This is a genomic window from Vibrio sp. 2132-1 (assembly GCF_033344315.1).
Window position 1 is genome coordinate 145,260 of the sequence record NZ_JAWPON010000012.1, and the last position, 26,967, is coordinate 172,226.

Sequence of the window (26,967 nt, forward strand, 5' to 3'; positions counted from 1 at the left end):
CTAGCCGAGGAGTTTGTCTTCGACTAGCTCAATTTCGTTCTTTAGTTTGGCAATGAATTTTAGCTTACGAACTCGGTCTGCGGCTTCAGTCCATAGACCATCATCAAGCTCTTGCTCGACGCTTGCCAGATGCTGTTTGTACATTTTGCTGACCTTAGAGTCGAAGTCAAAAAGCGCCGATTCAGGATCGGACTTGTCAGCAATCTCTTCCAGTTCTTCGCGCAGTTCCATTTGCTCCATTAAGAACATCGGATCTTGCATTGTTTGCTGTTCACCTCGGATCTCAACACCTTGCTCTGCGAGGATATACTCGGCGCGAGAAATAGGATTTTTCAGAACTTGATAGGCATCGTTGATTTGCGCCGCCTTTTGCACCGCCATCAAACGGTCACGTTCTGAGCCCGTTGCAAAGTTATCCGGGTGGAAGCGTTTTTGTAGTTCTCGGAACTGAGAAGAAAGAAGGCTACCATCCAGCTTAAACTGACTTGGTAGCCCAAATAATTCAAAGTGATTCATTAAGTTCGGGTCCTAGTAAAGCCTTCCGGACTCGTTTGCCCAGAAGGACAATCAATTAGACGTTGAAGCTTTCACCACAACCACATTCACTTTTCGCGTTAGGGTTGTTGAATTCAAAACCTTCATTCAACCCTTCTTTCACGTAATCCAATTTAGTACCATCTAGGTACACTAAGCTCTTTTGATCGATGATAATTTTCACTCCAGAGAGTTCAAATACTTCGTCTTCTTCATTGAGCTCATCAACAAACTCAAGTACGTATGCCATGCCGGAACAACCAGTCGTCTTCACTCCAAGACGTAAACCGATACCTTTGCCTCGGTTATCTAGGAATGCTCTTACGCGACTTGCCGCTGATTCTGTCATTGTGATGGCCATACTGCACCTTAGTCTGTCTAAATTTCGATTGGAATGGGAGCGTCAAAGCTCCCATTATATTACGGAATAATTATTCTTGGTGTTTTTTCTTGTAGTCAGCAACCGCTGCTTTGATTGCATCTTCAGCAAGAATAGAACAGTGAACTTTCACTGGTGGAAGCTCTAGCTCTTCAGCAATCTCAGAGTTTTTAATTGCTGCCGCTTCATCAACTGACTTACCTTTTACCCACTCAGTTACTAGTGAGCTTGATGCGATTGCACTACCACAACCGTATGTTTTGAACTTCGCATCTTCGATGATACCTTCAGGTGTCACTTTGATTTGAAGCTTCATTACGTCACCACACGCAGGAGCGCCAACCATGCCGCTACCTACTGATGGATCTTCTTTATCGAATGAACCAACGTTACGTGGGTTCTCGTAGTGATCAATTACTTTTTCGCTGTATGCCATGATAAATTACCTCGAATCCTCTATTTCAATCCCTGAGATTAATGGTGAGCCCATTCAACAGTGCTCAAATCAATCCCTTCTTTGTACATATCCCATAGAGGAGACATGTCGCGTAGCTTAGTCACTGCAACGCGGATTTGTTCAATTGCGTAATCAATTTCTTCTTCAGTCGTGAAACGACCAAACGAGAAACGAACCGAGCTGTGAGCCAATTCGTCATCCATGCCTAGGGCACGAAGAACGTAAGAAGGCTCAAGGCTTGCAGACGTACAAGCACTACCAGAAGATACCGCTAGATCTTTAAGCGACATTAGTAGTGATTCACCTTCTACGAATGCGAAGCTGATGTTTAGGTTGTGTGGTACACGCTGCTCAAAGTCACCGTTTACCGTCACTGCTTCTAAGTCTTTCACGCCATCAAAAAGACGGTTACGAAGCGCTAAAGCATGATCGTAATCTTTTTGCATGTCTTCTTTTGCAATGCGGAATGCTTCACCCATACCTACGATTTGGTGAGTAGGAAGTGTACCAGAGCGGAAACCACGCTCATGACCGCCACCGTGCATTTGCGCTTCAAGACGAATACGAGGCTTACGACGTACGTAAAGTGCACCGATACCTTTAGGACCGTAAACTTTGTGAGCAGAAAGTGAAATTAGATCAACTTTCATCTCTTGAACGTCGATTGGTAATTTACCAGCAGATTGCGCAGCATCCACGTGGAAAACAATTTTACGCTCACGGCACAGTTCGCCGATCGCTGTAATGTCTTGAACCACACCAATCTCGTTGTTTACATGCATAATAGACACAAGCACGGTGTCATCACGCATGGCTGCTCTAAGCTTCTCTAGATCGATCAAGCCATTTGATTCTGGCTCAAGGTAAGTCACTTCAAAGCCTTCACGCTCAAGTTGACGACATGGGTCAAGAACGGCTTTGTGCTCTGTTTTACAAGTGATTACGTGCTTGCCTTTCTTCGAGTAAAAGTGCGCTGCACCTTTAATCGCAAGGTTGTCTGATTCTGTCGCACCAGATGTAAATACGATTTCGCGAGGATCTGCATTTAGAAGGTCAGCAATTTGCTCACGAGCAGTATCGACCGCTTCTTCTGCCTGCCAGCCGTAACGGTGCGAACGTGACGCTGGGTTGCCAAATGTGCCATCCATTGTCATGTACTGAACCATTTTTTCAGCAACACGTGGATCAACTGGACATGTAGCGGAATAATCAAGATAAATCGGCAGTTTCATTCTCTACTCCAATGTAAAAAGCTGACCGCTAAGAGCGGACGTTTACACCGATGGGCGCGGCGGTTGTATTTTTGTTTGATAGCCCATGGGTTACCGCCAGATCAATGTCCTGACGATCAGAAATTTCGAGTACTTCATTGTCTGTCATCAACTCACCAAGAGTGATGTTATTCAAAAAGTCACTAATGCGAGAGCTTAGGTCACGCCACAGCGTGTGAGTAAGGCAACGTGTTCCACCTTGGCAATCTCCTTTACCTTGGCATTTGGTTGCATCTACTGACTCATCAACGGCAGCAATCACGGTACCAATAGCGATACTGTGAGCGTCGGCACCAAGTCGGTAACCACCACCAGGACCACGAACGCTGGCAACGAGACCTGCTTTACGCAATTTTGAAAATAGCTGCTCTAAGTAAGAGAGCGAGATCCCTTGACGCTCTGAAATATCAGCCAGAGGTACAGGGTTTTGTTGCGAATGCAGTGCCACATCCAGCATGGCTGTCACCGCATATCTTCCTTTAGATGTAAGTTTCATACCACACCGTATCCACATGGTTTGTAATGGTTAAGATTTTTCCATACCTGAGTAATTTGGTCAAGTATTTATTTGACCATTTTACTCAGGTATTCATCCTCACATCTAAAGTGGTTATTATTCACTCAGAACTTCTTTTCTATCGAAGTCAAAACGCCTCGTAGAATATTAAGTTCTTGGGTTTCTGGTCGAGCACGAGAGAACAAACGGCGCAACTTATTCATCACCTGTCCAGGTTGCTCTTTGTTAATAAACTGGGTCTCAACCATCACCTTTTCAAGATGCTCGAAGAACAATTCGAGTTCTCGATGACGCGGGTATTCTTCCGATTCATTTGGGGAAAACTGGCTTTGCTCTAAGTTCAAGTGTGCAACTCGCACTTCGTAACTGAGAGTTTGTACAGCCATCGCTAGGTTAAGCGAGCTGTACTCAGGATTAGCGGGAATACAAACATGGTAGTGGCACTTTTGTAGCTCTTCGTTTGTCAAACCAGTTCTTTCTCGGCCAAACACGAGCGCAACCGGATGCTTTCGGCCTTCAACTGCAAATTTCTCACCGCATTCACGTGGCTCGAGCATTGGCCATTCTAATGTACGAGAGCGGGCGCTAGAACCCACAACAAGGCCACAATCTTCAACCGCTTCTTCTAATGTGCCGACAATCTTTGCATTTTGAGCAATATCACCAGCACCCGCAGCTAAAGCAAGAGTTTGTTCATCCACTTCACATTGTGGATCGACTAATACTAGTTGGTTTAAACCCATCACTTTCATTGCTCGAGCTGCTGAGCCAATATTGCCTGAATGAGAGGTACCTACGAGTACAATTTTTACTTGATCCAACATCTGTGTTTGCTACCTAAATTAAAACCGCAGAATGTTATCATAGTTTTTTAAGACACCCTAGAGGCAAGCAGACCTCTCTTCTCATTCTTGGTTATTGTTCTCGTCCGCAGTATGATCTGTACACTCAGTCGGCCGCAATTAGAGTAAAAAATAACCACTTCCCTTTTTGATTATCTCTGGTATACTCGCCGCCGCTTTCATTTGTTCTTTAACATCCGTTGGGAAATTCGTATGCATCCAATGCTAAACATTGCTATTCGCGCTGCGCGAAAGGCAGGCAATCATATTGCTAAATCATTAGAAAACACTGATAAAGTAGAATCTACTCTTAAAGGCACTAATGACTTTGTCACTAACGTAGACAAAGAAGCAGAATACATCATCATCGATACTATCAAGCAGTCTTACCCTGAGCACTGTATCGTTGCTGAAGAACAAGGTCTTATCGAAGGTAAAGATAAAGACGTACAATGGATCATCGACCCTCTGGATGGCACCACTAACTTTGTAAAAGGTTACCCAACTTTCGCGGTTTCTATCGCTGTTCGTATTAAGGGCAAAACTGAAGTTGCTTGTGTTTACGATCCAATGCAAAACGAGCTATTCACTGCACAACGCGGTGCCGGCGCTCAACTAAACAGTGCACGTATTCGTGTTGCTCAACTAAAAGACCTTCAAGGTACTGTTCTAGCAACAGGCTTCCCATTCAAGCAGAAACAACACGCTGAGTCTTACATCAAGATCGTTGGTGCGCTATTCACTGAATGTGCTGATTTCCGTCGTAGCGGCTCTGCTGCTCTTGACCTTTGTTACGTGGCTGCTGGCCGTGTTGATGGTTACTTCGAGCTAGGCCTAAAACCTTGGGATATGGCAGCAGGTGAGCTTATTGCTCGTGAAGCTGGCGCAATCCTAACAGACTTTGCTGGCGGCACTGACTACATGAAGTCTGGTAACATCGTTGCTTCAAGCGCTCGTGGCGTAAAATCTATCCTTAAGCACATCCGCGAAAACGGTAACAGCGCGATCCTTAAGTAAGATTTGAAAGTCATATATAGCCCGTCACGCTGATGACTTTAGAAAGCCCCGCTCATTGAGCGGGGCTTTTTTATTTCGAACAATCAGCCTGTTTGTAGAAACGGTCGTAGTCAGATAAGTGGTCTATTTTTACGTGCTTAACCTTCCATATTTGTTCCTTCATTAAAAACTGCAGCGAAACCGTGACTGGCTGGTATACATCACCAAAGCCATTTACAGAAAGACATCCAACTCCTCCATCCTCACTGTACTCTTCAAAGTAAGACAGCTCTGTAACCAAACTTGATGGGATAGATGATAAAAATGGAAATTGATGACCAAATTTTATTGGGTGAGACTTAATACTGTTCAGCTCTTCAATCGATAGATTTGGTCCTGCCATAGCTTCTACCACCTCTATATACTGCATCTTGTATAAATTATTACGTATATCAAGGTAAGTATCGTGGAGTGGACTTGCGATGCAGGGCGTTGAAACACTTAGTAAAACCGGAATAGGTAGAATTCTATTTAGCATAACCAACTAAACCCCAGCTTCACGGAGCGCTTGATCAATTTTACTCGGCTTAAATCTGTACTTACAAAGCCCCCACTCGCACTGCTCTAAAAGCTCACGGACATTTACCTGCCCAGTAACTCCAAAGGAAACAACACCAAAAAGAGAAACACTCCCACTGTATGTCAAAACACCATCACGAGTAGTTTTAAAAGTAACAGAAACGGCTTTTAATTTTATGCCCAGCTCTTCAACCATTTCTTTTGAAACTTCAAACTTAGTAAATCCAAGCTCACCAGATAAAGTTACTTTACCTGACTCATCAACTGCTAACTTGAACCTTTTCCCTCCAGTAACTAGCTTGGTGGTAACACCTTTATTGTGCTTGTAAGAAATCTCTACAAACTTCAGTAACTGTACTTTTATTTCAGCTTGCCTTGACATTATTTCCTCCCGAAATTGTTGAACATACTTCCGATATTCAACTCAATCAAAAAACTACAATTCAAGCTGGAAGTACCTCAAAAAAAAATGAAACTTTCAAATCTATCAGGCATAAAAAAACCGCTGATTGTTCAGCGGTTTTTGTTTTCGGTTCTCAATCTGCCTTATGGCATTTCGTCGAACTCTGCACCTTCTTTTTCTACTTGAGGTGGCATCAAGTGCTCTTTCTGGATGCCCAGTTTTAGCGCTAGTGCTGATGCTACGTAGATAGAAGAGTAAGTACCAACAGTGATACCTAGTAGTAGTGCAGTTGCGAAGCCGTGAATCATCGCACCACCCTGCATGAACAGTGCAATTACCACGAACAGCGTCGTACCAGATGTAATCAATGTACGGCTCAACGTTTGAGTGATTGAGGCGTCCATAATGTCTGAAGGTTCACCCTTACGCATCTTACGGAAGTTTTCACGAATCCGGTCAAATACAACTATGGTATCGTTGAGTGAGTAGCCCACAACCGTCAGTAGCGCAGCTACGATGGTCAGGTCAACTTCAATTTGTAGAAACGAGAAGACACCTAGCGTGATAATTATATCGTGAGCCAATGCCATTACCGCACCAGCCGCTAGACGCCATTCAAATCGCATCGATACATAAAGCAGGATACAGATCAGCGATACCAAGATCGCTAGACCACCAGCTTCTGTTAGCTCATCACCAACGTTGGGACCTACGAACTCAATACGACGCATTTCTACGCTTTCGCCAGTACCATCTTTGATAGCACCAATGATTTGGTTACCTAGCGTTTCACCAGAAACGTCATCACGTGGACGAAGACGGACCATGACTTCACGAGCACTACCGAAGTTTTGTACTGTCGCATCACCAAAGCCTTTGGAATCTAGTGCTGCACGAATCTCTTCAAGGTTTGCTGGCTGTTCAAAACCTACCTCGATAAGCGTACCGCCAGTGAAATCTAGACCCCAATTAAGCCACTTGGTTGACAAAGTGAAGATAGAAGCAGCAATCATTATAATTGAAAAAACGAATGCTACTTTCGACCAACGCATAAAGCCGATCGTCTTCTCTGCTTTTAGAATTTGAAACATATTAATTCCCAGCCTTAGATCGACAATTTATCAACGCGTTTGCCACCGTAGATCAGGTTCACGATACAACGTGTACCAATAATGGCGGTGAACATTGAAGTTAAGATACCGATAGATAGAGTAACTGCGAAACCTTTCACCGCACCTGTACCGACCGCAAATAGAATGATTGCAGTAATTAGTGTTGTGATGTTCGCATCAGCAATCGTGCTGAATGCATTCGCGTAACCTTGGTGAATTGCTTGTTGTGGACTGCGTCCATCACGAATTTCTTCACGGATACGCTCGAAGATCAGTACGTTCGCATCAACCGCCATACCGACTGTTAACACGATACCGGCTATCCCTGGAAGCGTCATGGTAGCGCCTGGAATCATCGACATAACACCAATGATAAGCACCAAGTTTGCCATTAGAGCGATGTTTGCAATCAAACCAAAGCCGCGGTAGTAAAGCAGCGTAAATAGCATTACGGCAACCATACCCCAGATACATGCTTGGATACCCATATCGATGTTTTGCTGGCCCATTGATGGACCAATGGTACGTTCTTCAACGATAGAGATAGGTGCAATCAGTGCACCAGCACGTAGTAGAATTGCTAGGTTGTGTGCTTCTGCAGCAGAGTCGATACCTGTGATACGGAAGTTACGACCAAGAGCCGATTGAATCGTTGCTTGGTTGATGACTTCTTCATGCTTATCCAGAATAACTTTGCCTTCAGGCGTACGACGGCCACTGTCTTTGTATTCTGCAAACACGGTAGCCATTAGCTTACCAATGTTCTTCTTAGAGAACGCAGACATCTTATTACCACCTTCGCTGTCTAGCGAGATGTTAACTTGTGGACGACCATATTCATCAACACTTGAGCTTGCATCTGTGATGCTTTGACCGCCAAGAATAACGCGCTTCTTAAGCACAACTGGGCGACCATCACGGTCCATCTTGATTTCACTACCTGCTGGCGCACGACCATTTGCCGCTGCCGATAGGTCAGCTTTATCATCAACTTCACGGAATTCAAGCGTTGCCGTAGCTCCGAGAATTTCTTTTGCACGAGCAGTGTCTTGAACACCAGGCAGTTCAACCACAATGCGACTAGCACCTTGACGTTGAACCAATGGTTCCGCAACACCTAGTTCGTTGACACGATTACGTAAAATCGTAATGTTTTGCTCAACAGCATAGTTACGGATCTCTTGTAAACGTTGCTCAGTAAAGGTTGCAGTAAGAGCGTAACGGCCATTTGAATCAGAATCGACAAAAACCATGTCCGGGTGATTCTTTTCTAGCGTTGCTTTCGCTTCTGCTAATTGCTCTTCGTTACGCAACAACACTTCTACCGCTTCTTTTCCAGAAGGGCGGATTGCACGGTAACGAATCTTGGCGTCACGAAGTTCGCTACGGAAAGCTTCTTCTTGTTGACCAACAAGCTTTTCCATCGCTGCATCCATATCCACTTCCATTAAGAAGTGAACACCACCGCGAAGGTCAAGACCTAGCTTCAATGGTGACGCGCCAATCGCTTCTAGCCAATCGGGTGTAGAAGGTGCAAGGTTAAGTGCAACAATTGTGTCTTTGCCTAGCGCTTCGCTGATGACATCACGAGCACTGATTTGTGTGTCAGTGTCGTTAAAACGAACAAGAATTGATCCATCTTCGAGAGCAATGGATTTATGAGAAAGTTGCTCTTTGTTAAGAGCAGTAGTGACAGCATCCAGCGTTGACATATCTACAGAGGCGCCACGCGCCCCTGTAACTTGAATAGCCGGATCTTCACCGTAGATATTTGGAAGTGCGTATAACGCAGCGGTGATGATGGCAAAAAGCACCATCAAGTACTTCCATAATGGATAACGGTTTAGCACAGCGAGGATCCTTTAGCTGTTTTATAGAGACTTAAGCGTACCTTTTGGTAGCACTGCAGTGATGAAGTCTTTCTTGATTACTACTTCATTGTTCGCGTTAAGCTCAATTGAAATGTAGTCATTGTCTTCAGCAATCTTAGTGATTTTACCCACTAGGCCACCGCTAGTTAAAACTTCGTCGCCTTTGCCCATAGAAGCCATTAGGTTTTTGTGTTCTTTTACGCGTTTCGCTTGTGGGCGGTAAATCATGAAGTAAAAGATCACTGCGAACATGCCAAGCATGATTAGCATTTCAAAACCACCGCCTGCTGGCGCGCCTTCTGCTGCTGCGTGAGCCTGAGAAATAAACATTAAAACATCCTCATTATATTTTATTGATAATCAAACAAATTGGGCTTTCGCATTTTAGATTCAAGTCTGAGAGTAACTAATAGAGATCGCTCTCTCAAAAATAACGTGCGTTAGCCTACTTTATTAGCAAAAGCCTCTGGCGACATGCCAAAGGCTTTAATTCTTTTAGTTTTTCAATTACTGCTCTTTTGCTAGTGGTGGCACTTCACGACCACGACGCTCATAGAACTCAGTAACAAATTCATCGAAGCGATCTTCATCAATTGCTTTACGAATGCTTTCCATCAGACGCTGGTAGTAACGCAGGTTATGGATTGTATTCAAGCGAGCGCCTAAGATTTCATTACAACGCTCTAAATGGTGAAGGTACGACTTGCTGTAGTTTTGACAAGTGTAACAGTCACAATGCGGATCCAATGGTGTTGTATCCGTTTTATGTTTCGCATTACGGATCTTGATCACACCACCAGTCACAAATAAGTGACCATTACGTGCGTTACGCGTTGGCATTACACAGTCAAACATGTCGATACCACGACGAACACCTTCAACCAAGTCTTCTGGCTTACCTACGCCCATCAAGTAGCGAGGTTTGTCTTCAGGAAGTTGAGGACAAGTATGCTCAAGAATACGGTGCATGTCTTCTTTAGGCTCACCTACTGCCAAACCACCAACCGCATAACCGTCAAAACCGATTTCCGTTAGACCTTTTACCGACACATCACGTAAATCTTCGTAAACACCACCTTGAACAATACCAAATAGGTTGTTTGGGTTTTCTAGCTTCTCGAAGTGGTCACGTGAACGCTGTGCCCAGCGTAATGACATTTCCATCGATTTCTTCGCTTCATCATGTGTCGCTGGGTATGGCGTGCACTCGTCAAAAATCATAACAATATCAGAGCCCAGGTCTTTTTGAATTTCCATCGACTTTTCTGCGTCCATGAAAATCTTGTCACCGTTTACTGGGTTACGAAAGTGAACACCTTCTTCAGTGATCGTACGCATCTTACCAAGGCTGAATACTTGAAAGCCGCCTGAATCAGTAAGAATAGGACCGTGCCAGTTCATAAAATCGTGCAGGTCACCGTGCATTTTCATCACTTCTTGACCAGGACGTAGCCACAGGTGGAAAGTATTACCTAGCAGAATTTCTGCACCAGTACCTTTTACTTCTTCTGGTGTCATACCTTTAACGGTACCGTAAGTACCTACTGGCATGAACGCAGGAGTTTGAACAGTGCCGCGTTCGAAAGTCAGTTGACCACGACGTGCATTGCCGTTTTTCTTCTTAAGATCGAATTTTAATTTCACGATGCCTCCGGGTGTCAGAGAAACAGTCTGACTGAGTGTTTAGGGCTCTACCCTACTTTAAGGAGCGGTCGCTTTTCCTTGCGAGAGACAAAGCAATGGATGCTTTATTTCCTAGCTTACTGCTAGCACTCGTAAATCTATTTTTAACTACGCCGTTTTCTTCTTGATGAACATTGAATCGCCATACGAGAAGAAACGGTATTTGTTTTCCACCGCATGTTTGTAAGCATTCATGGTGTTCTCGTATCCAGCAAATGCACTCACCAACATGATCAATGTTGATTCAGGCAAGTGGAAGTTGGTGATCAAGCAATCCACCAGCTGATATTCGTAACCAGGGAAAATAAAGATTTCAGTATCGCCAAAGAATGGGGCCAGCTCAGTCCCTTTTTGCAATGCGTCTTGCGCTGCACTTTCAAGTGAACGCACAGATGTGGTACCAACAGCAATAATTCGTCCGCCACGCGCTTTCGTCGCTTTAATTGCTTCGACGACTTCTTGTGGTACTTCTACGTACTCGGCATGCATGTGGTGATCGTTGATATTTTCCACTTTTACCGGCTGGAATGTACCCGCCCCAACGTGCAAAGTAACGTAAGCAAACTCTGCACCTTTCGCTTTGATTTTCTCCAAGAGAACATCATCAAAGTGAAGGCCCGCTGTCGGTGCCGCAACCGCACCTGGCTTTTGATTATATACCGTTTGGTAACGCTCTTTATCTGCATCTTCGTCTGGACGGTCGATGTAAGGAGGAAGCGGCATATGGCCGATTTCTTCCAGAATTTCTAGTACCGTCTTATCAGAACTAAATTTCAGTTCAAATAAAGCATCATGGCGTGCAACCATTTCTGCTGAATATTCATCATTCTCGCCAACAATAATGGTTGTACCTGGTTTTGGTGATTTAGAGCAACGAACGTGCGCGAGGATGCTTTTCTCATCCAACATGCGCTCCACCAGCACTTCTAATTTACCGCCCGATTCCTTGCGGCCAAAAAGACGAGCAGGAATAACACGAGTATTATTAAACACCACTAAGTCACCGGGTTGAACTTGGCCCAATACATCAGTAAATGTGCCATCAATGAGCTCTCCGGTATTGCCGTCCATTTGCAGCAGTCGGCTAGCGGTACGCTCTGGTTGAGGGTAGCGAGCGATGAGTTCATCTGGAAGGTCGAAATGGAAATCTGATACTTGCATGTTACTTGTCTTATCTATTGGTCAAATCACGTCTAGGCGACGATAAAATTGCGACGAGTTTTTCGCAGCAGACTAGTATATGTTTACATGCTGCAATAGCAAGCAAATCACCAGAATATAGCAGTAAAAGCCATGGTGAAGAGTGTAATAAAACGTGAAAAGCCTCGATTACTTGGCACTATTTTTAATTTGAGCCCCAAAGAGAGAACATGAAAAAAGCAAAGCAACGTATACCGCTGCTTATTAGTTTGGCATTCCAATCGCCCTATCAAACCTCACGCTTTCGCCACAAGAATAACGGCACGAATAAACCCAATAACAAAAACCCTAGACTGCCACCTTCATCATCTGAGCCTTTGAAATCACAGTTATTGGTCGCAATGCCATCGTGACACTCTTTATTGTCACCACTTTCATTGTTAGCACTTTTGATAAAATTCGGCGCAATGATGTAACGACTTGGTGGCGCATCGGCAGTGATGTAAGACTGTACCCAGTCGTAATAGTGGCTCACCTTGGTATAGAAACTTGGGATCGTCAAAGAGCCACACGTTGGTAGAATAAGGGGGCCGCCACTAACAATACCAATTTGTTTGCCGGTCGCCACATCGACCAACGGGCCACCACTGTCACCTTTACATGCAGAGTTGCCATATTGAGTATGGCTATCTGGCTCCAATACATGGTTTTGTGTTGGTAGCGTACAAATTTTGGTTTGGTTGTCTCTTGAATCAATGATCCCCGGAAAACTGCTGCCAATTTCTAAACGCTCATAACATTTGTCGATGGGTAAAAATGTGCTAATGGTGGTTTTGAGCGTATAAGAAGGTTCAGAAGCATCCGGCTGAGTAGCCCCCCATCCAAACACTTGCACATTTTCGACACGTTGATTGGTCAGGTAATTATCGTTCCAATCCGCCACCAAACGTGCTTCGATACTCTCCATGTCAACTTTACTCGCTAGGTCAGCAAAGTTCGCGTTTGCCACTGGGCGCGTGAGATACAGCAACGCGATGTCTGAATCTAAACCGGTTTGGATAGGTTTCACGTTGCCATTACTGTCGGTCTCAGCTTTTGAAATCCGGGTGTAATCCGGATGAACCACAACGTGAGACACCGGATAAAAGTTATCAAGCCCTGCAGAATTAAGTTCATACGCATTCGCATTCACCGACAGCTCACCCGGCGGGGTCACATAGTAGGTTGCTTCATTGGTTCCTTGTCCCATCACCACACAGTGCGCCGCAGTCAGTACCCATTGCTCTGTCAGCATCGTTCCACCACACAGCGGAAACTCTGCCATGTTACTTGCTCGCAAAGTAACGCGGTCAACAGGATCGGTTTGTTCATCTCCTAACACAATCGCCTGTGTTGATGGCACACTGAATGCCGCCACTGCCAGCGCAATAAGTTTGTTACACGTTGTTCGTTTCATCTAGGTTGCTGTCTTCAATTTGGTAAGCCTGGACGTATCTTCTTCGAGAGAAGAATCTTGGAAAATCCAGCGAATAAAAATGTGCGATTCAATTCATTGGATTACCTTGGGAACACATTCAATATCAACTAAAAATGCCAACTGACTCGCACACAAACCGACTTATTCAAATTAATAAAAACACCAATAAAACACAGATTACGCAGCCCATCAGCATTGTGCTATTTAATTGATGAAAAACGAGTTAGCTCCCAGATATACAGAAAAATATTCTCTATATTTAAGAGAAGGACAATGCCGCTGGAGGTCTCTATGATCAAGGTTGAAGACATGATGACTCGTAATCCTCATACCTTACTGCGCACGCACACCTTGCGTGATGCAAAAAGCATGATGGATGCGCTTGATATTCGACACATTCCGGTTGTTGATGCCAATAACCACTTACAAGGCTTGGTGACTCAACGCGACATTCTTGCTGCTCAAGAATCGAGCTTGCACCCAGATGAGGCTGAACAATCTTTTACTTTAGACACACCGCTCTACGAAATGATGCACACCAATATCATGACGGCAGAGCCTATCGCGGGGCTCAAAGAGAGCGCTATCTATATGCAAAAGCATAAAGTTGGCTGTCTACCTGTTGTCACCAAAGGTCGATTGGTCGGCATCATTACTGACAGTGACTTTGTGACCATTGCGATTAACTTATTGGAACTGCAAGAAGAAGTGGAACCTGAAGAAATCGAGCAGGAAGAGTAGTACGCAAGCGTATTCTCTTTGTTGTAAGTTTCGTTTTTACACCGGTTAAACGAAAAAAGAGCGGCAGGGTTGCCGCTCAAAATGCCATTACTGACGCTGATTAAGGAAGTGTTTCTCTGCCAATTAGAATTGGTCTTCTTCGGTCGAACCTGTCAATGCTGTCACTGAAGAGTTACCACCTTGGATAGTATTGGTCATTCTATCGAAGTAACCTGTACCTACTTCTTGTTGGTGCGCAACAAACGTATAGCCTTTTTCAGCTGCTTGGAATTCAGGACGCTGAACTTTCTCAACATAATGACGCATACCTTCACCTTGAGCGTAAGCGTGCGCCAGTTCAAACATGTTGAACCACATGTTGTGAATGCCTGCTAGCGTGATGAATTGGTACTTGTAGCCCATGTCTGCCAACTCTTGTTGGAACTTAGCAATGGTTTCTGCATCTAGGTTCTTCTCCCAGTTGAAGGACGGCGAACAGTTGTACGCCAACAATTGATCTGGGTATTCAGCGTGAATTGCTTCTGCAAACTTACGTGCTTCTTCCAAACATGGCGTAGCCGTTTCACACCAAATCAAGTCTGCATATGGTGCGTAAGCCAGGCCGCGAGAAATCGCTTGGTCGATACCCGCGCGAACGCGGTAGAAACCTTCTTGAGTACGCTCACCTTCGATGAAGTCTTTATCATATGGGTCACAATCTGAAGTAATGAGATCCGCCGCATTCGCATCAGTACGAGCAATAACTAATGTTGTTGTACCCGCTACGTCAGCAGCCAAACGAGCTGCAACGAGCTTTTGTACCGCTTCTTGCGTAGGAACTAATACCTTACCACCCATATGGCCACACTTTTTCACCGATGCTAACTGGTCTTCAAAGTGAACGCCCGCGGCACCGGCTTCGATCATCGATTTCATTAGTTCGTAAGCGTTAAGCACACCACCAAAGCCCGCTTCAGCATCCGCTACGATAGGTAGGAAGTAATCAATACCACCTTCATCTTCAGGCGTCTTACCAGCAGCCCACTGAATTTGGTCTGCACGACGGAATGAGTTGTTGATACGCTTTACTACTGACGGTACAGAATCTACTGGGTAAAGAGATTGGTCTGGATACATCGTCGAAGCGGTGTTGTTATCCGCCGCTACCTGCCAGCCTGACAAGTAAATCGCTTCAATACCTGCTTTAGCTTGTTGAACCGCTTGACCACCCGTTAGCGCACCAAGACAGTTTACGTAACCTTTTTTCGCACTACCGTTGACCAGTGACCAAAGTTTGTCTGCACCACGTTGTGCAATTGTGTTTGCAGGCACCATAGAGCCACGCAGTTCCACCACTTCCTCGGCAGTGTAAGTACGCTTCACATTTTTCCAGCGTGGGTTAGTTGCCCAGTCTTTTTCCAGAGCTTCAATTTGTTGGCGGCGAGTTAAGTTAGTCATTGGTCTATCCCTCTTTATAATTTGCACTTTATGCGTGTGCGTTGAGTTTCCGTTCTCAGGCAGTACTTCCCTATCTGCCTTGAAAATCCTTCACGTTATTGGTGTTACAGTTATTCTTTATTAATCCAGGTAGTCATAACCAGGAACTGTCAAAAAGTTGGTCAGTTCATCGCTCGTCGTGAGCCTTGCCATTAAGTCTGCTGCTTCTTCAAATCGACCCGCATGGTAGCGCTGCTCGCCAATTTCTTGCTTCACGACTTCAATCTCCTCTTTGAGATAGAGCTCGAACAGCTCTTTAGTGACCTTTAATCCGTTGTCTAGCGACTTGCCGTGTTGAATCCATTGCCAGATAGAGGCGCGTGAGATTTCTGCCGTTGCTGCGTCTTCCATCAGTCCGTAAATCGGCACACAACCATTGCCAGAAATCCAAGCTTCGATGTATTGCAGCGCAACGCGAATATTGTGGCGCATTCCGCCTTCAGTGCGCTCGCCTTCACAAGGCTCAAGCAGTTCGGCTGCTGTAATAGGCGCATCCTCTGCACGGCTCACATCCAACTGGTTGGTGCGTTCACCCAGCACAGCACTAAAGACTTCCATAGCAGTGTCAGCCAAACCTGGATGAGCCACCCAAGTACCGTCGTGGCCGTTGTTTGCTTCTAACGATTTGTCAGTCTGGATCTTGTCTAATACTTTTTGATTCTCTTTCGGGTCTTTAGCTGGGATAAATGCGGCCATTCCTCCCATCGCGAAAGCACCTCGTTTATGGCAAGTACGTACCAATAATCGCGAGTAAGCGTTTAAGAATGGCTTGTCCATCGTTACCACTTGGCGATCTGGCAGTACTCGGTCTGAGTGTTTTTTCAATGTTTTGATGTAGCTAAAGATGTAATCCCAGCGACCACAGTTCAAACCAACGATGTGTTCTTTAAGCGAGAACAGAATCTCGTCCATTTCAAATACCGCTGGTAAGGTTTCAATCAGCACAGTCGCTTTGATGGTGCCTGTATCCAAACCGAAATAGTCTTCCGTGAAATGGAACACTTCGCTCCACCACTTCGCTTCGTGATGCGATTGCAGTTTTGGAAGGTAGAAATAAGGGCCGCTGCCTTTTTGAAGTAACGCTTTGTAGTTGTTATAGAAATACAGAGCGAAATCGAATAGCGCACCTGGAATGATCTGACCGTGCCACGTAACGTGTTTTTCTTTTAAATGAAGGCCGCGAACACGGCAGATCAACACCGCTGGGTCATCTTCCAGCTGATAATGTTTGCCATTGCCAGGATTGGTGTAACTGATGGTGCCATTAACAGCATCGCGCAAGTTAATTTGACCATCCAGCACTTTACTCCATGCTGGAGACATTGAATCTTCGAAGTCTGCCATGAACACTTTTACATTCGCATTCAGTGCGTTAATCACCATCTTGCGGTCAGTTGGTCCGGTAATCTCCACACGGCGATCTTGCAGATCTTGTGGGATTCCTAGGATCTTCCAACTTCCTTCACGGATGTCTTGTGTCTCTGGTAGAAAATCTGGTAGCTCACCAGCATCAATACGTGCTTGCTTCTCTTCTCTTGCTTCCAGCAACTGTTCAACACGTCCGGCAAATTTTTCACACAGTAGAGATAAAAAGGTTTGGGCTTCAACAGGGAAAATTGCTTGATGTTCTGGAGCAACGACTCCATTCACCTCAAGCATGCCTTGGGTTTGCTTTAGTTGTTGTGTTTTTTGTTCTGTCTGAGCAAGCATAATCATTCATCCTTAACGTGCTTTATCAATCTTGGGCAGTCAGCGTAAAGCTACATTTGTAAGTTATGAACAACAAATTACATCCTTTAACTTTGTGTTCAACTCGTCTAGCCATGCCGATAGATTGCGTAATGCTACGTGTATTTTCAATCTAGACATAAGTCGTATCGGCCTTTAAATAAGCTATATCAACAAGGGGTTTAGTGAAACCCCCAATATAAACAAAACAGAAAATTCAAAGTTTTATTCCGCAAGGTAAAAACCATCTATCAAGCGCCTTATTTTGTAAGTTATTACGTAATAAAATTACATTAAATTTAAAGTCGTTTTATCATTTCAAACAAGCGTATGAATATAGACTGGTAAACAAACACCTTGTATTCACAAGGGCTGAAGAGATGTATTTAAACAGGGGTCAAACAAGGTATGCAGGGCTTTGTGTAAAATTAACATTGTGAAATTTCACTATTTTATGAAAGCTTCATCAAAGAAGAGCTGTAAAATTTTACAAGTCAAAGTTTACCAACAGAATAAAATACTAGAAAGCGCACTGTTTCCAGTGCGCTTTTAGATAAATAATGGAGAAGTAAGGGCTAATACTAATAGCTAAAGCAGCTCTGAAACGACTTCTGCAAGTTGATTAAATGTTTTCGTTCTTGACGAGCTCGGACGCCAAACTAAGCCGATTTCGCGATAAGCTTGTTTACCAGGAGGATCGATCACGACTAAATTCTGGTTATGCAGCAAGCCATGGTCGATAGCCATTTGAGGAATGAACGTTGTTCCCAAACCATTCGCAACCATTTGCACCAGTGTATGGAGGCTGGTTGCCGTAAACGGATTGATTTTTTCTTTGTCTGTTAATTTACACGCTGATACCGCATGTTCCGTTAAGCAATGTTCTTTCTCTAGTAGAAAGACGGATTCGTCAGGTAAATCCGCGTAACGAATCGGCACAGGGACCGATTGGGCTTGATTAGCGCTTATAACCATTCGAAACGGATCCTTACCCACTACTCGGCTTTCCATCCCATCAATTTCGACTGGTAACGCTAAAATAAGCACATCCAGCTCACCATGTCTGAGCGCTTGAAGTAAGTTTGTCGTCGTGTCTTCTCTTAATAAAAGATTCAGTTGTGGAAAACGGTAGTTCACCTCTTGTACCAAATCACACAGTAAAAACGGAGCAATTGTTGGTATACATCCTACTTTTAGCTGGCCTTGCATATCGTCGCCTTGGCACATACGTCCAAGCTCGACCAAATCTTGCCCTTTTGCTAACAGCTCTCGCCCCTGCTTTACTACCATTTCTCCTGTTTGGGTAAAAACCAGTGGACTTTTCTTATCTTTCTTTTCATATAAGGGACAACCTATCAATTCCTCTAAGTTTTGAATACCCTTACTTAAAGTCGACTGACTGACAAAACAACGCTCTGCAGCGTCACTAAAATGTCTTGTTTCATGCAGTGTGACTAAATAGTGTAACTGCTTCAAACTGGGCCATTTATTCATAATTGTATTTGTATCTACCGCCGTTCCAGTGATCGAGTTAAGAGTTTTGTTATTATCGTTTTTTTCGATTAACTCAATCTATTTATTTCGCTTTTTTCAATACTACAATCTGTACTATAGTTTGTCTCGTACAAACACGAACCAAACCGACACAACTGAATTCGGTTTGGAGCTAACCATACTTTTTAGGAGCAAAAAAATGGTACTAGTAGGTCGTCAAGCCCCTGATTTTACTGCAGCAGCTGTTCTAGGTAACGGTGAAATCGTTGAAAACTTCAACTTTGCAGAGTTCACTAAAGGTAAGAAAGCAGTAGTATTCTTCTACCCACTAGATTTCACTTTCGTTTGCCCATCTGAGCTAATCGCATTCGACAACCGTCTAGCTGACTTCCAAGCTAAAGGTGTTGAAGTAATCGGTGTTTCTATCGATTCTCAGTTCTCTCACAACGCATGGCGTAACACTGCTATCGAAGATGGCGGTATCGGTCAAGTTAAGTACCCACTAGTTGCTGACGTTAAGCACGAAATCTGTAAAGCTTACGACGTTGAGCACCCAGAAGCAGGCGTTGCTTTCCGTGGTTCTTTCCTAATCGACGAAGAAGGCGTTGTACGTCACCAAGTAGTTAACGACCTACCACTAGGCCGTAACATCGACGAAATGCTACGCATGGTTGACGCTCTTAACTTCCACCAGAAGCACGGCGAAGTATGTCCTGCACAATGGGAAGAAGGTAAAGCAGGTATGGACGCATCTCCAAAAGGTGTTGCAGCGTTCCTATCTGAGCACGCAGCTGACCTAGGCAAAAAATAATAGACCTTCACCCTAGCTCAACGGGTGTGATGGTTGGATGTATATAAAGCAATAAGCTAATGCGGAAAACCGCAAACGCCAATCAGTCTAAGTAAAGTCCTATCAAAGCCCAGAGCCTCTGCTCTGGGCTTTCTTTTTCCTTCAGATAAACCGCCAAAATGAGGTAACGCTTTAGCGTAAACTTTACCTCTATTTATCATCTCCTCCATACAGATTCTGCTTACTTGCCCTGTTAATATCTTAGCCACAACACCTATTTGTAACGTTAGCAGGATGAATGAACGTGGTTACTCACCTAGAAGTCTGTATTGATAATATTGAATCTCTGCACTACGCCATTGCTGGCGGCGCCACTCGGATTGAACTTTGCTCCTCTTTGGCTTTAGGCGGACTAACACCCAGTTATGGCTTTATGCAGCAAGCGGCTAAGCTTTCGAGTGTTCCAGTTTATGCCATGATCCGCCCACGCCAAGGTGACTTCTTCTACAATGCAGAAGAGATCGAAATGATGCGTTGGGATATTGAAGCAGCTCACCAATCAGGCTTGAGCGGTGTCGTGTTCGGCGTGCTCACTCAAGACGGTGATATTCATATGCCTTACGCGGCTGCGCTGTGTGAATTTGCTCAAGCGCTTGGCTTAGGCGTGACCTTCCATCGTTCCTTTGACCAGTGTCGTGACGCTGAAAAAGCTTTGGAAGAAGTGATCAGCTTAGGTTGTGAACGTATTTTAACCTCCGGTCTTGCGCCTTCAGCACCACAAGGGATCGATGTGCTTAGAGCTTTGGTTAAGCAAGCCCAAGGACGCATAGCAATCATGGCGGGTGCTGGCGTTAATGCGAGTAACGTACGTGCGTTAGTAGAAGACACTCAAGTTCCTGAAATCCATCTGTCAGGCAAAACCACACGCCCTAGCCAAATGACCTTTGTTGCTGAACAAAGCAAAATGGGCGCATCCGATGTCGATGATTTTTTAATCCCCATCACAAGTACACAAGCCATTACCGATGTCGTAGCAGCTCTCAAATAGACCACCGTAACCTCACGCGCATAGCTTTTGAGTGCTAACATATTGTTTATCAAGGAGTGAGGAAAGGTGTATGTCTAAATTGAAGAAAAAGGAATACGAAAAGGAGCTCAAAAACCTTCAAGTTGAGCTCGTAAAACTTCAAGAGTGGGTCAAACACAAAGGGGTAAAAGTGGTGGTTCTGTTTGAAGGACGTGATGCTGCGGGCAAAGGCGGAGTGATAAAGCGAATTACAGAAAAGCTAAACCCGCGTGTTGGTCGCGTAGTGGCTCTGCCTGCACCGACAGAAAAAGAAAAAACGCAATGGTACTTCCAGCGTTACGTCGCTCATTTACCATCTGCTGGTGAAATCGTTTTATTTGACCGAAGTTGGTATAACCGAGCAGGTGTCGAAAAAGTCATGGGGTTCTGTACTCCAGACGAATACGAGGAGTTTTTACGCTCTTGCCCTGAATTCGAGAGAATGTTGCAACGCTCTGGGATTATTCTGATTAAGTATTGGTTTTCGGTTTCAGACGAAGAGCAGGAAAAACGTTTTCTAGGTCGAATTAATACGCCGATCAAACGTTGGAAATTCAGCCCAATGGATTTAGAGTCACGTCATCGCTGGGCGGAGTATTCGGAAGCAAAAGATAAGATGTTTGCCTATACAGACACGAAAAACTGCCCTTGGTGGGTCGTCCCTTCTGATGACAAAAAGAAAGCGCGCTTGAACTGTATCAGTCATTTACTAAGCCAGATTGATTACAAAGCACTTGAGTACTCACCCATCGAATTACCTGAACTCAATAAAGAAGGTTACGTCAGAGCGCCCATTGATGATCAGACCTTCGTTCCTGATAAATATTGATGTGCTTTCCTTCTCTCTAATAAATAGACCAGCCTAAAAGCTGGTCTATTTATTGAAGTCAGTTACTTCAGTACGTCATCAATACTTTGATCACCTAGATGGCGTACATCTTTCCCTTTCACGAAGTAAATAATGTATTCACAGATGTTCTGGCAGCGGTCCCCCACGCGCTCAATCGCGCGTGCCGACCACATCACTTGCAGAATATTAGGGATATTTTTTGGATCTTCCATCATGTATGTCATCAACTGACGAATCACCGCTTCATACTCGGCGTCTAGTTTGTCATCTTGTTTGTGCACCTCTGCTGCCGCTTCTACATCCATGCGGGCAAACGCATCTAAAACCTGATGCAGCATATTAATTGCCTGACGGCAGAGAGGCTCTAACGACACTTGGAATTGTCGTTCTTTTGATGATGGGCTTTCAATGGCAACGTAAGCAATGCGTGTCGCCACATCACCGATGCGTTCTAAATCCGTGATCGTTTTGATGATAGCCATGATTAAGCGCAAGTCTTTTGCCGTTGGCTGACGCTTAGCAATAATGCGTGTACAGGCGTCATCGATCGAGACTTCCATCGCATTCACTTTATGATCGTCACGCACAACCTTACGCGCCAGTTCGATGTCTTCTTTATGCAAGGCTTGAATAGCATACGAAAGCTGCTGCTCTACCAAGCCTCCCATGGTTAATACATGAGTACGAATCGATTCTAGCTCTACGTTAAATTGTCCTGAAATATGACGTCCAAAGTGCATGATGTTCCTTATTCCGTATAGAGTCGCGACTTAACCGTAGCGACCCGTAATGTAATCTTCGGTCTGTTTCTTCATTGGCGAGGTGAAAATCGAGTCCGCGTCAGAGTATTCAATTAACTTACCCATATGAATGAATGCAGTATGATCGCTCACTCTCGCCGCTTGTTGCATGTTATGGGTAACGATAACGACAGTATATTGAGTCTTCAGCTCATTGATAAGCTCTTCAATAGTTAAAGTTGAGATTGGATCCAACGCTGATGTTGGCTCGTCCAATAACAGGACTTCCGGCTCAATCGCCACCGCGCGCGCAATGACCAAGCGCTGTTGCTGACCACCAGATAAGCCAAATGCGTTCTCATGCAAGCGGTCTTTTACCTCATCCCACAACGCCGCCGAGCGCAAGGATCGCTCCACTGCGTCATCTAAACTGCGGCTGTTTTTTACACCTTGTAAGCGTAAGCCATAAACTACGTTTTCATAAATAGACTTAGGAAATGGATTGGGTCTTTGAAACACCATCCCCACTCGGCGTCGAAGTGTCGCAACATCGACATTAGGATGATAAACATTCTTGCCATGGAGACGCACTTTACCTGTGACTCGACACCCTTCCACTAAGTCGTTCATGCGATTGATGCAACGTAATAACGTCGACTTTCCACACCCTGAAGGACCGATAAAAGCGGTGACTCGCCCTTTGGGAATTCGCATCGAAATATCATGCAGCGCCTGAGTTTGACCATAGAACAGATTAAGGTTCTCGATTGAGATGGCTGTTTGTTCATCCGTTAAATTATGAACATCCAATGGTGGCTCATAACCTAATGTACTATCAAAATTAAACATACTTAATCTTGTCCTAACGTTCTGTATTTTTCTCGTAAATTATTGCGAATACTGATTGCTGTTAAGTTTAGCCCGACAATCACTGTCACGAGTAGGAAAGAGGTGGCATAAACTAATGGTCGCGCCGCTTCGATGTTGGAGGTTTGAAAGCCAACATCGTAAATGTGAAAACCTAAATGCATGAACTTTCTATCCAAATGCACATAAGGGAATTGTCCGTCAACCGGTAAACTGGATGCCAATTTCACGACCCCCACCAGCATCAGTGGCGCTACTTCGCCAGCTGCACGCGCAATCGCAAGGATCAAACCTGTGATAATAGCTGGCGTCGCCATAGGCAAAACCACGCGCCATAGCGTTTCGAACTGAGTTGCACCAAGTGCCAGAGAGCCATGTCGTACGGAGCTCGGAATTCGAGTTAAACCTTCTTCTGTCGTCACAATCACAACTGGAAGCGTCAGCACGGCAAGAGTTAGTGCTGACCATAACAAACCCGGCGTACCAAAGGTTGGTGCCGGTAGCTTCTCCGCATAGAATACGTTGTCGATAGAGGCACCAATCGTATAAACGAAGAAACCTAAACCAAACACGCCATAAACAATCGATGGAACACCCGCTAGGTTTATAACCGCAATACGAATAACTCTGGTTAGAGCGTTATTCTTAGCATATTCATGTAGATAGATAGCGGCGATCACCCCAAGTGGCATCACAATGATCGACATAATGAGTACTAAGAAAACCGTACCAAATATCGCAGGGAACACGCCTCCTTCGGAGTTAGACTCTCTTGGATCTTCAGATAAAAACTTCCAAACCTGTTTTCCCCAATGCATGACTTTATCAGGCAGTGACATTTGGTTTGGATACCAGTAGTCCAAAATGTCTTCGAGCGGAATCGATACTTGTGACCCCGTCATATCCTCGGCAATCAAGGCATAGTCAGAGAGCTGAAGTCGTAAACCATCAAGTTGCAAATCTAACGTCGCAAGCGCTTTTTCTATCTGCTCTTTTTTCGTCTGATTTTCCTTTAAGAAGCTTTCTGTCAGCGTGTCATTCAATTCATGCTTGCGCTTTTCTAATCGCAACTGCTCTAGCTTCCAACCAAGCTCTTTAAGCTGATCGACCACCAAAGAATCAATCTCATGGCGCAGAGTTTCTGCATCATCAAGCTTTTTATTTAGTACCGATTGAATATCACTGGTGTATATATTATCGCCATCTTGAAACGCCACCAGCTTACCAAAGAAGTAACCACCACTACTGCGCTCTATCACCGCCCACTCTTTTGGCGTCGTGGGCTCATCCAACTGCATTTGCAATACGGAGATAAAATCGGCGGGATACAACTCTCGGTTAGCGATTTTGATACTGAGTCGCGTGGCAAAATCTTCATCGTCTTCTAACTGTTGTGCTGCGCTTTCAGGCAAATAACTCTTCGGTACAAAGCTGCGCTCATACACTTGACCAATCAGAATAGTATTTTCATGTAGCACTTCGCCTTGTACAGGAGTCAGCGCTGCAACATTCCACTGATACAAAGGCGCTGGCCAAAAGTAAGTCAGGCCTTTCCAGCCGATAAGGAGTAACAACCCTAATACCGACAACAAACTGATGCTGACTGCACCGCCTGTTAGCCATATCCACGGTGCGCCAGAACGAATCCAATTTAACACGTTATTACTCGCTCTTTATTCAAACCATTATTACAACGCACGGTACTTATCTCTCAGTCTCTGACGAACCCACTCCGCAAGCGCGTTTACTGCAAACGTAAACACAAACAAAATCAATGCAGCTAGGAACAGCAGGCGATAATGCGAACTTCCAACTTCCGACTCTGGCAACTCAACGGCGATGGTCGCCGACAGGCTGCGCAATCCTTCCAAAATATTCCAATCCATTAATGGCGTATTGCCCGTTGCCATTAACACAATCATGGTTTCGCCAACAGCGCGTCCCAGGCCCATCATAATGGCAGAAAAAATACCTGGGCTTGCAGTAAGCAAGACAACATAGATTAAAGTTTGCCAAGGCGTGGCCCCTAATGCCAAAGAGCCATCCGATAAATGCTTCGGTACAGAGAAAATAGCATCTTCGGCAATGGTAAAAATCGTCGGGATAACAGCAAACCCCATCGCTAGCCCCACCACCAATGCATTGCGCTGATCGTAACCAATACCATGCTCGGTTAAGAATAAGCGCATATCGCCACCAAAGAACGTCTGCTCAATCGTAGGCGAAATCCACACTCCAAGCCCAATCAGTACCAATATGACAGGCATGAGCACTAAAGCATGCCAACCATTAGGCAGACGATTCCGCAAAGGTTGCGGTATTAATGCCCATAGCCCGCCCATAATCATGGTGCTCAAGGGCAAAACAAACAGCATAACGACGATCGTAATCAGGTGATCTTCGACAATAGGCGCGAACCACAATCCCGCGAGGAAACCAATGATCACCGTCGGCAGTGCTTCCATTAGCTCAATCGACGGTTTTACGACACGACGCATGCGTGGCGACATAAAGTAAGCCGTATAAATAGCACCTAGCACTGCGAGCGGTACTGAAAACAGCATCGCAAACATCGCCGCTTTTATCGTTCCAAACGCAATAGGTACTAGGCTGAACTTAGCCTCAAAGTTATCGCTCGCCGAAGTCGATTGCCACACAAATTCAGGCTCAGGATACCCTTCGTACCACACTTCTTGCCATAATGAAGACAATGAAATTTCCGGATAGGCATTGTCCACTTCCGCAACATTTAACGCATTATTTTGCCAAGTGATTAAGTAGCGTTCATTGTTAGACATTGCTGCGATTGCGGGCGCTTGATTATACGCACGCTTAAACAACACCAGTTTTTCACTGGTTGTATAATGGCTTTGCAACGTGCCGTTGGTGTAAAAGCTATAAAATCCTTTTCGATGAGAATCCGGCAACAAATACTTAAGCTCTGATGCCAATTTAAAATCACGAATATGCGTTAACGTGCGTTTTTCTTCTTGCAGCGTATCAAACCATTGCGACACCCGACCATCGTTGTGCGTCACCAAAAGCGAGTAAGCACCAGCCAATAAGTCTATCGTACGAACGGAATGCTTCTTATCACCTTGAGTGAGATCGACCACCTCTCGCACAGCAAATTTACGTGCGGTTTTCTTTAACACGATCAACTCAGAGCCATCGCGCAAATAAAGCGTTTCACCGTCAGGTGTCAACAACATTTGCTGAGGCGTATTAAAGCCTGAAGAGAACGTAAAATCGATCGTTGTAGGAGACGTACCCAAAGACGAAGCCACTTGCCAGCGAGCTTTCACTTCACCGCTTTGCGTCTGCCAAACAACCGTTGGTAAGGGCGTCGAAGCTGCAAATACAAACTGAGTCACAGGATCTTGAGGCGTACTTAGTGTCAGATCCATGCTGGTGTCTAGCTCAATCACTTCCGGAGGACGTGTATTTTCTCTCAATGTGGCATTAAATTCTGGCTTGAAAAGGTTCGCTTTACCCTGCCCATCAACAAATCCATACCAACCTAGCCCAGGAGCAGATTGAGAGAAAGCGACGGGTTTCTGGGCGATTTGCTGTGTATACACCGCAGGTTTCGTAGGATCGTCCATCGACAAATATTGAATCTCACCACTTTGGGTTAGAACGAACGCGAGCTGAGCGTAATCATCCACTGAAATCGCAAGTGGTGTTTCAATATGAGTGGCTCGAATGGCTTGGTTGGTTTTGATCTCCGCATCAGAAAAAAGCGGAATGATCACCATGGCGAGGTAGACAAAGATCAAAATAAGCGCCGCAAGTACGCCGACACCACCGGATGTCACTGCAAGTCGAACTAAACGATCTTTTATCAGTCGTTTCTTATCTTTTTCCTGCAATGAAAACTCGGCTTGTGCCATTTAAATCTCTACCTTTTTTGACTTAGTACTAGAATATGTCGTTAAGATGACAATTATATTA

The 26,967-nt window shown here is 44.8% G+C and carries 26 protein-coding genes and 1 pseudogene; 5 read left to right on the plus strand and 22 right to left on the minus strand.

Annotated elements, in window-relative coordinates:
- The 6 genes from hscB to trmJ form a co-directional block, all read right to left on the minus strand.
- Complete coding sequence (gene hscB, locus R8N47_RS15165) at nucleotides 1–516, minus strand: co-chaperone HscB (RefSeq protein ID WP_005381716.1); 516 nt, start codon at nucleotides 514–516, stop codon at nucleotides 1–3.
- Between the two features lie 55 nt (nucleotides 517–571).
- Nucleotides 572–895, minus strand: a complete 324-nt coding sequence (iscA, locus tag R8N47_RS15170) for an iron-sulfur cluster assembly protein IscA (protein ID WP_318070352.1) — start codon at nucleotides 893–895, stop codon at nucleotides 572–574.
- 70 nt (nucleotides 896–965) lie between these two features.
- Entirely contained in the window at nucleotides 966–1,349 is a 384-nt protein-coding gene (gene iscU / locus R8N47_RS15175) for a Fe-S cluster assembly scaffold IscU (protein ID WP_005381718.1), read from the minus strand.
- Nucleotides 1,350–1,387: 38 nt separating this feature from the next.
- Entirely contained in the window at nucleotides 1,388–2,602 is a 1,215-nt protein-coding gene (locus R8N47_RS15180; RefSeq protein WP_005381719.1) for an IscS subfamily cysteine desulfurase, read from the minus strand.
- 28 nt (nucleotides 2,603–2,630) lie between these two features.
- A complete protein-coding gene (gene iscR, locus R8N47_RS15185; RefSeq protein WP_005381720.1) occupies nucleotides 2,631–3,137 on the minus strand; it encodes a Fe-S cluster assembly transcriptional regulator IscR in 507 nt (168 codons plus the stop codon).
- A 125-nt stretch (nucleotides 3,138–3,262) separates the two neighbouring features.
- Entirely contained in the window at nucleotides 3,263–3,982 is a 720-nt protein-coding gene (trmJ, locus tag R8N47_RS15190; protein WP_017633919.1) for a tRNA (cytosine(32)/uridine(32)-2'-O)-methyltransferase TrmJ, read from the minus strand.
- A 231-nt stretch (nucleotides 3,983–4,213) separates the two neighbouring features.
- On the opposite strand from trmJ, the gene suhB reads away from it, so the two are divergent.
- Complete coding sequence (suhB, locus tag R8N47_RS15195; protein WP_005381722.1) at nucleotides 4,214–5,017, plus strand: inositol-1-monophosphatase; 804 nt, start codon at nucleotides 4,214–4,216, stop codon at nucleotides 5,015–5,017.
- Nucleotides 5,018–5,087: 70 nt separating this feature from the next.
- On the opposite strand, the gene R8N47_RS15200 is transcribed toward suhB, so the two are convergent.
- From R8N47_RS15200 to R8N47_RS15235, 8 genes are all read right to left on the minus strand, one after another.
- Nucleotides 5,088–5,399, minus strand: a complete 312-nt coding sequence (locus R8N47_RS15200) for a hypothetical protein (protein WP_017633920.1) — start codon at nucleotides 5,397–5,399, stop codon at nucleotides 5,088–5,090.
- A 141-nt stretch (nucleotides 5,400–5,540) separates the two neighbouring features.
- On the minus strand, nucleotides 5,541–5,957 hold the full coding sequence (locus R8N47_RS15205; RefSeq protein ID WP_017633921.1) for a hypothetical protein: 417 nt from the start codon (nucleotides 5,955–5,957) through the stop codon (nucleotides 5,541–5,543).
- Nucleotides 5,958–6,121: 164 nt separating this feature from the next.
- Nucleotides 6,122–7,069 carry a protein translocase subunit SecF gene (secF, locus tag R8N47_RS15210; RefSeq protein WP_005383689.1) on the minus strand — a complete coding sequence of 316 codons (948 nt, stop codon included), beginning with the start codon at nucleotides 7,067–7,069 and terminating at the stop codon, nucleotides 6,122–6,124.
- A 14-nt stretch (nucleotides 7,070–7,083) separates the two neighbouring features.
- Nucleotides 7,084–8,940: a protein translocase subunit SecD gene (gene secD / locus R8N47_RS15215; protein ID WP_213913858.1), complete on the minus strand. Its 1,857-nt coding sequence runs from the start codon at nucleotides 8,938–8,940 to the stop codon at nucleotides 7,084–7,086.
- A 21-nt stretch (nucleotides 8,941–8,961) separates the two neighbouring features.
- Nucleotides 8,962–9,291: a preprotein translocase subunit YajC gene (gene yajC, locus R8N47_RS15220; RefSeq protein WP_005381725.1), complete on the minus strand. Its 330-nt coding sequence runs from the start codon at nucleotides 9,289–9,291 to the stop codon at nucleotides 8,962–8,964.
- Between the two features lie 177 nt (nucleotides 9,292–9,468).
- Nucleotides 9,469–10,605, minus strand: coding sequence for a tRNA guanosine(34) transglycosylase Tgt (tgt, locus tag R8N47_RS15225; protein ID WP_005381727.1), 1,137 nt, complete (start codon nucleotides 10,603–10,605; stop codon nucleotides 9,469–9,471).
- 147 nt (nucleotides 10,606–10,752) lie between these two features.
- Nucleotides 10,753–11,805: a tRNA preQ1(34) S-adenosylmethionine ribosyltransferase-isomerase QueA gene (queA, locus tag R8N47_RS15230; RefSeq protein ID WP_005381728.1), complete on the minus strand. Its 1,053-nt coding sequence runs from the start codon at nucleotides 11,803–11,805 to the stop codon at nucleotides 10,753–10,755.
- 268 nt (nucleotides 11,806–12,073) lie between these two features.
- Nucleotides 12,074–13,240: a S1 family peptidase gene (locus R8N47_RS15235; protein WP_064353650.1), complete on the minus strand. Its 1,167-nt coding sequence runs from the start codon at nucleotides 13,238–13,240 to the stop codon at nucleotides 12,074–12,076.
- A 312-nt stretch (nucleotides 13,241–13,552) separates the two neighbouring features.
- Here R8N47_RS15235 and R8N47_RS15240 point away from each other — a divergent pair, with 312 nt between their 5' ends.
- Complete coding sequence (locus R8N47_RS15240) at nucleotides 13,553–14,002, plus strand: CBS domain-containing protein (RefSeq protein WP_017820562.1); 450 nt, start codon at nucleotides 13,553–13,555, stop codon at nucleotides 14,000–14,002.
- Between the two features lie 123 nt (nucleotides 14,003–14,125).
- Here the strand turns inward: R8N47_RS15240 and aceA are convergent, their stop codons facing one another.
- From aceA to R8N47_RS15255, 3 genes are all read right to left on the minus strand, one after another.
- A complete protein-coding gene (gene aceA, locus R8N47_RS15245; RefSeq protein WP_005381733.1) occupies nucleotides 14,126–15,439 on the minus strand; it encodes an isocitrate lyase in 1,314 nt (437 codons plus the stop codon).
- Between the two features lie 120 nt (nucleotides 15,440–15,559).
- Nucleotides 15,560–17,188 (minus strand): malate synthase A, encoded by a 1,629-nt coding sequence (gene aceB / locus R8N47_RS15250; protein ID WP_017820561.1) that lies wholly within the window; start codon nucleotides 17,186–17,188, stop codon nucleotides 15,560–15,562.
- A gap of 606 nt (nucleotides 17,189–17,794) precedes the next feature.
- Nucleotides 17,795–18,700 (minus strand): hydrogen peroxide-inducible genes activator, encoded by a 906-nt coding sequence (locus R8N47_RS15255; protein WP_005383681.1) that lies wholly within the window; start codon nucleotides 18,698–18,700, stop codon nucleotides 17,795–17,797.
- A gap of 199 nt (nucleotides 18,701–18,899) precedes the next feature.
- Here R8N47_RS15255 and R8N47_RS15260 point away from each other — a divergent pair, with 199 nt between their 5' ends.
- The 3 genes from R8N47_RS15260 (at nucleotide 18,900) to ppk2 (ending at nucleotide 21,385) form a co-directional block, all read left to right on the plus strand.
- Nucleotides 18,900–19,511 carry a peroxiredoxin C gene (locus tag R8N47_RS15260; protein ID WP_005381738.1) on the plus strand — a complete coding sequence of 204 codons (612 nt, stop codon included), beginning with the start codon at nucleotides 18,900–18,902 and terminating at the stop codon, nucleotides 19,509–19,511.
- Nucleotides 19,512–19,794: 283 nt separating this feature from the next.
- A complete protein-coding gene (locus R8N47_RS15265; protein WP_141135606.1) occupies nucleotides 19,795–20,538 on the plus strand; it encodes a copper homeostasis protein CutC in 744 nt (247 codons plus the stop codon).
- 70 nt (nucleotides 20,539–20,608) lie between these two features.
- Nucleotides 20,609–21,385 carry a polyphosphate kinase 2 gene (gene ppk2 / locus R8N47_RS15270; RefSeq protein ID WP_064353648.1) on the plus strand — a complete coding sequence of 259 codons (777 nt, stop codon included), beginning with the start codon at nucleotides 20,609–20,611 and terminating at the stop codon, nucleotides 21,383–21,385.
- A 62-nt stretch (nucleotides 21,386–21,447) separates the two neighbouring features.
- Here ppk2 and phoU read toward each other — a convergent pair whose 3' ends face one another.
- The 5 genes and pseudogenes from phoU to R8N47_RS15290 all read right to left on the minus strand — a co-directional run bounded on the left by phoU (nucleotide 21,448) and on the right by R8N47_RS15290 (nucleotide 26,906).
- Nucleotides 21,448–22,146, minus strand: coding sequence for a phosphate signaling complex protein PhoU (gene phoU / locus R8N47_RS15275; protein WP_005381744.1), 699 nt, complete (start codon nucleotides 22,144–22,146; stop codon nucleotides 21,448–21,450).
- 30 nt (nucleotides 22,147–22,176) lie between these two features.
- The gene (pstB, locus tag R8N47_RS15280; protein WP_005381745.1) at nucleotides 22,177–22,995 is read right to left on the minus strand and encodes a phosphate ABC transporter ATP-binding protein PstB; all 819 of its coding nucleotides are present in this window, start codon (nucleotides 22,993–22,995) and stop codon (nucleotides 22,177–22,179) included.
- A gap of 2 nt (nucleotides 22,996–22,997) precedes the next feature.
- Nucleotides 22,998–24,311: a phosphate ABC transporter permease PstA gene (gene pstA / locus R8N47_RS15285; RefSeq protein ID WP_373920836.1), complete on the minus strand. Its 1,314-nt coding sequence runs from the start codon at nucleotides 24,309–24,311 to the stop codon at nucleotides 22,998–23,000.
- A 128-nt stretch (nucleotides 24,312–24,439) separates the two neighbouring features.
- A pseudogene (locus R8N47_RS28855) lies at nucleotides 24,440–24,671 on the minus strand (phosphate ABC transporter, permease protein PstA); the annotation flags it as partial.
- 30 nt (nucleotides 24,672–24,701) lie between these two features.
- The gene (locus R8N47_RS15290; RefSeq protein ID WP_005381747.1) at nucleotides 24,702–26,906 is read right to left on the minus strand and encodes an ABC transporter permease subunit; all 2,205 of its coding nucleotides are present in this window, start codon (nucleotides 26,904–26,906) and stop codon (nucleotides 24,702–24,704) included.
- Between the last annotated feature and the right edge of the window lie 61 nt (nucleotides 26,907–26,967).

Bases quoted from the DNA above. Each gene is read 5' to 3' on its own strand.
- hscB (WP_005381716.1), bottom strand. From the start codon at position 516: ATGAATCACTTTGAATTATTTGGGCTACCAAGTCAGTTTAAGCTGGAT.
- iscA (WP_318070352.1), bottom strand. From the start codon at position 895: ATGGCCATCACAATGACAGAATCAGCGGCAAGTCGCGTAAGAGCATTC.
- iscU (WP_005381718.1), bottom strand. From the start codon at position 1,349: ATGGCATACAGCGAAAAAGTAATTGATCACTACGAGAACCCACGTAAC.
- R8N47_RS15180 (WP_005381719.1), bottom strand. From the start codon at position 2,602: ATGAAACTGCCGATTTATCTTGATTATTCCGCTACATGTCCAGTTGAT.
- iscR (WP_005381720.1), bottom strand. From the start codon at position 3,137: ATGAAACTTACATCTAAAGGAAGATATGCGGTGACAGCCATGCTGGAT.
- trmJ (WP_017633919.1), bottom strand. From the start codon at position 3,982: ATGTTGGATCAAGTAAAAATTGTACTCGTAGGTACCTCTCATTCAGGC.
- suhB (WP_005381722.1), top strand. From the start codon at position 4,214: ATGCATCCAATGCTAAACATTGCTATTCGCGCTGCGCGAAAGGCAGGC.
- R8N47_RS15200 (WP_017633920.1), bottom strand. From the start codon at position 5,399: ATGGCAGGACCAAATCTATCGATTGAAGAGCTGAACAGTATTAAGTCT.
- R8N47_RS15205 (WP_017633921.1), bottom strand. From the start codon at position 5,957: ATGTCAAGGCAAGCTGAAATAAAAGTACAGTTACTGAAGTTTGTAGAG.
- secF (WP_005383689.1), bottom strand. From the start codon at position 7,069: ATGTTTCAAATTCTAAAAGCAGAGAAGACGATCGGCTTTATGCGTTGG.
- yajC (WP_005381725.1), bottom strand. From the start codon at position 9,291: ATGTTTATTTCTCAGGCTCACGCAGCAGCAGAAGGCGCGCCAGCAGGC.
- queA (WP_005381728.1), bottom strand. From the start codon at position 11,805: ATGCAAGTATCAGATTTCCATTTCGACCTTCCAGATGAACTCATCGCT.
- R8N47_RS15235 (WP_064353650.1), bottom strand. From the start codon at position 13,240: ATGAAACGAACAACGTGTAACAAACTTATTGCGCTGGCAGTGGCGGCA.
- R8N47_RS15240 (WP_017820562.1), top strand. From the start codon at position 13,553: ATGATCAAGGTTGAAGACATGATGACTCGTAATCCTCATACCTTACTG.
- aceA (WP_005381733.1), bottom strand. From the start codon at position 15,439: ATGACTAACTTAACTCGCCGCCAACAAATTGAAGCTCTGGAAAAAGAC.
- aceB (WP_017820561.1), bottom strand. From the start codon at position 17,188: ATGCTTGCTCAGACAGAACAAAAAACACAACAACTAAAGCAAACCCAA.
- R8N47_RS15255 (WP_005383681.1), bottom strand. From the start codon at position 18,700: ATGAATAAATGGCCCAGTTTGAAGCAGTTACACTATTTAGTCACACTG.
- R8N47_RS15260 (WP_005381738.1), top strand. From the start codon at position 18,900: ATGGTACTAGTAGGTCGTCAAGCCCCTGATTTTACTGCAGCAGCTGTT.
- ppk2 (WP_064353648.1), top strand. From the start codon at position 20,609: ATGTCTAAATTGAAGAAAAAGGAATACGAAAAGGAGCTCAAAAACCTT.
- phoU (WP_005381744.1), bottom strand. From the start codon at position 22,146: ATGCACTTTGGACGTCATATTTCAGGACAATTTAACGTAGAGCTAGAA.
- pstB (WP_005381745.1), bottom strand. From the start codon at position 22,995: ATGTTTAATTTTGATAGTACATTAGGTTATGAGCCACCATTGGATGTT.
- pstA (WP_373920836.1), bottom strand. From the start codon at position 24,311: ATGCAGTTGGATGAGCCCACGACGCCAAAAGAGTGGGCGGTGATAGAG.
- R8N47_RS15290 (WP_005381747.1), bottom strand. From the start codon at position 26,906: ATGGCACAAGCCGAGTTTTCATTGCAGGAAAAAGATAAGAAACGACTG.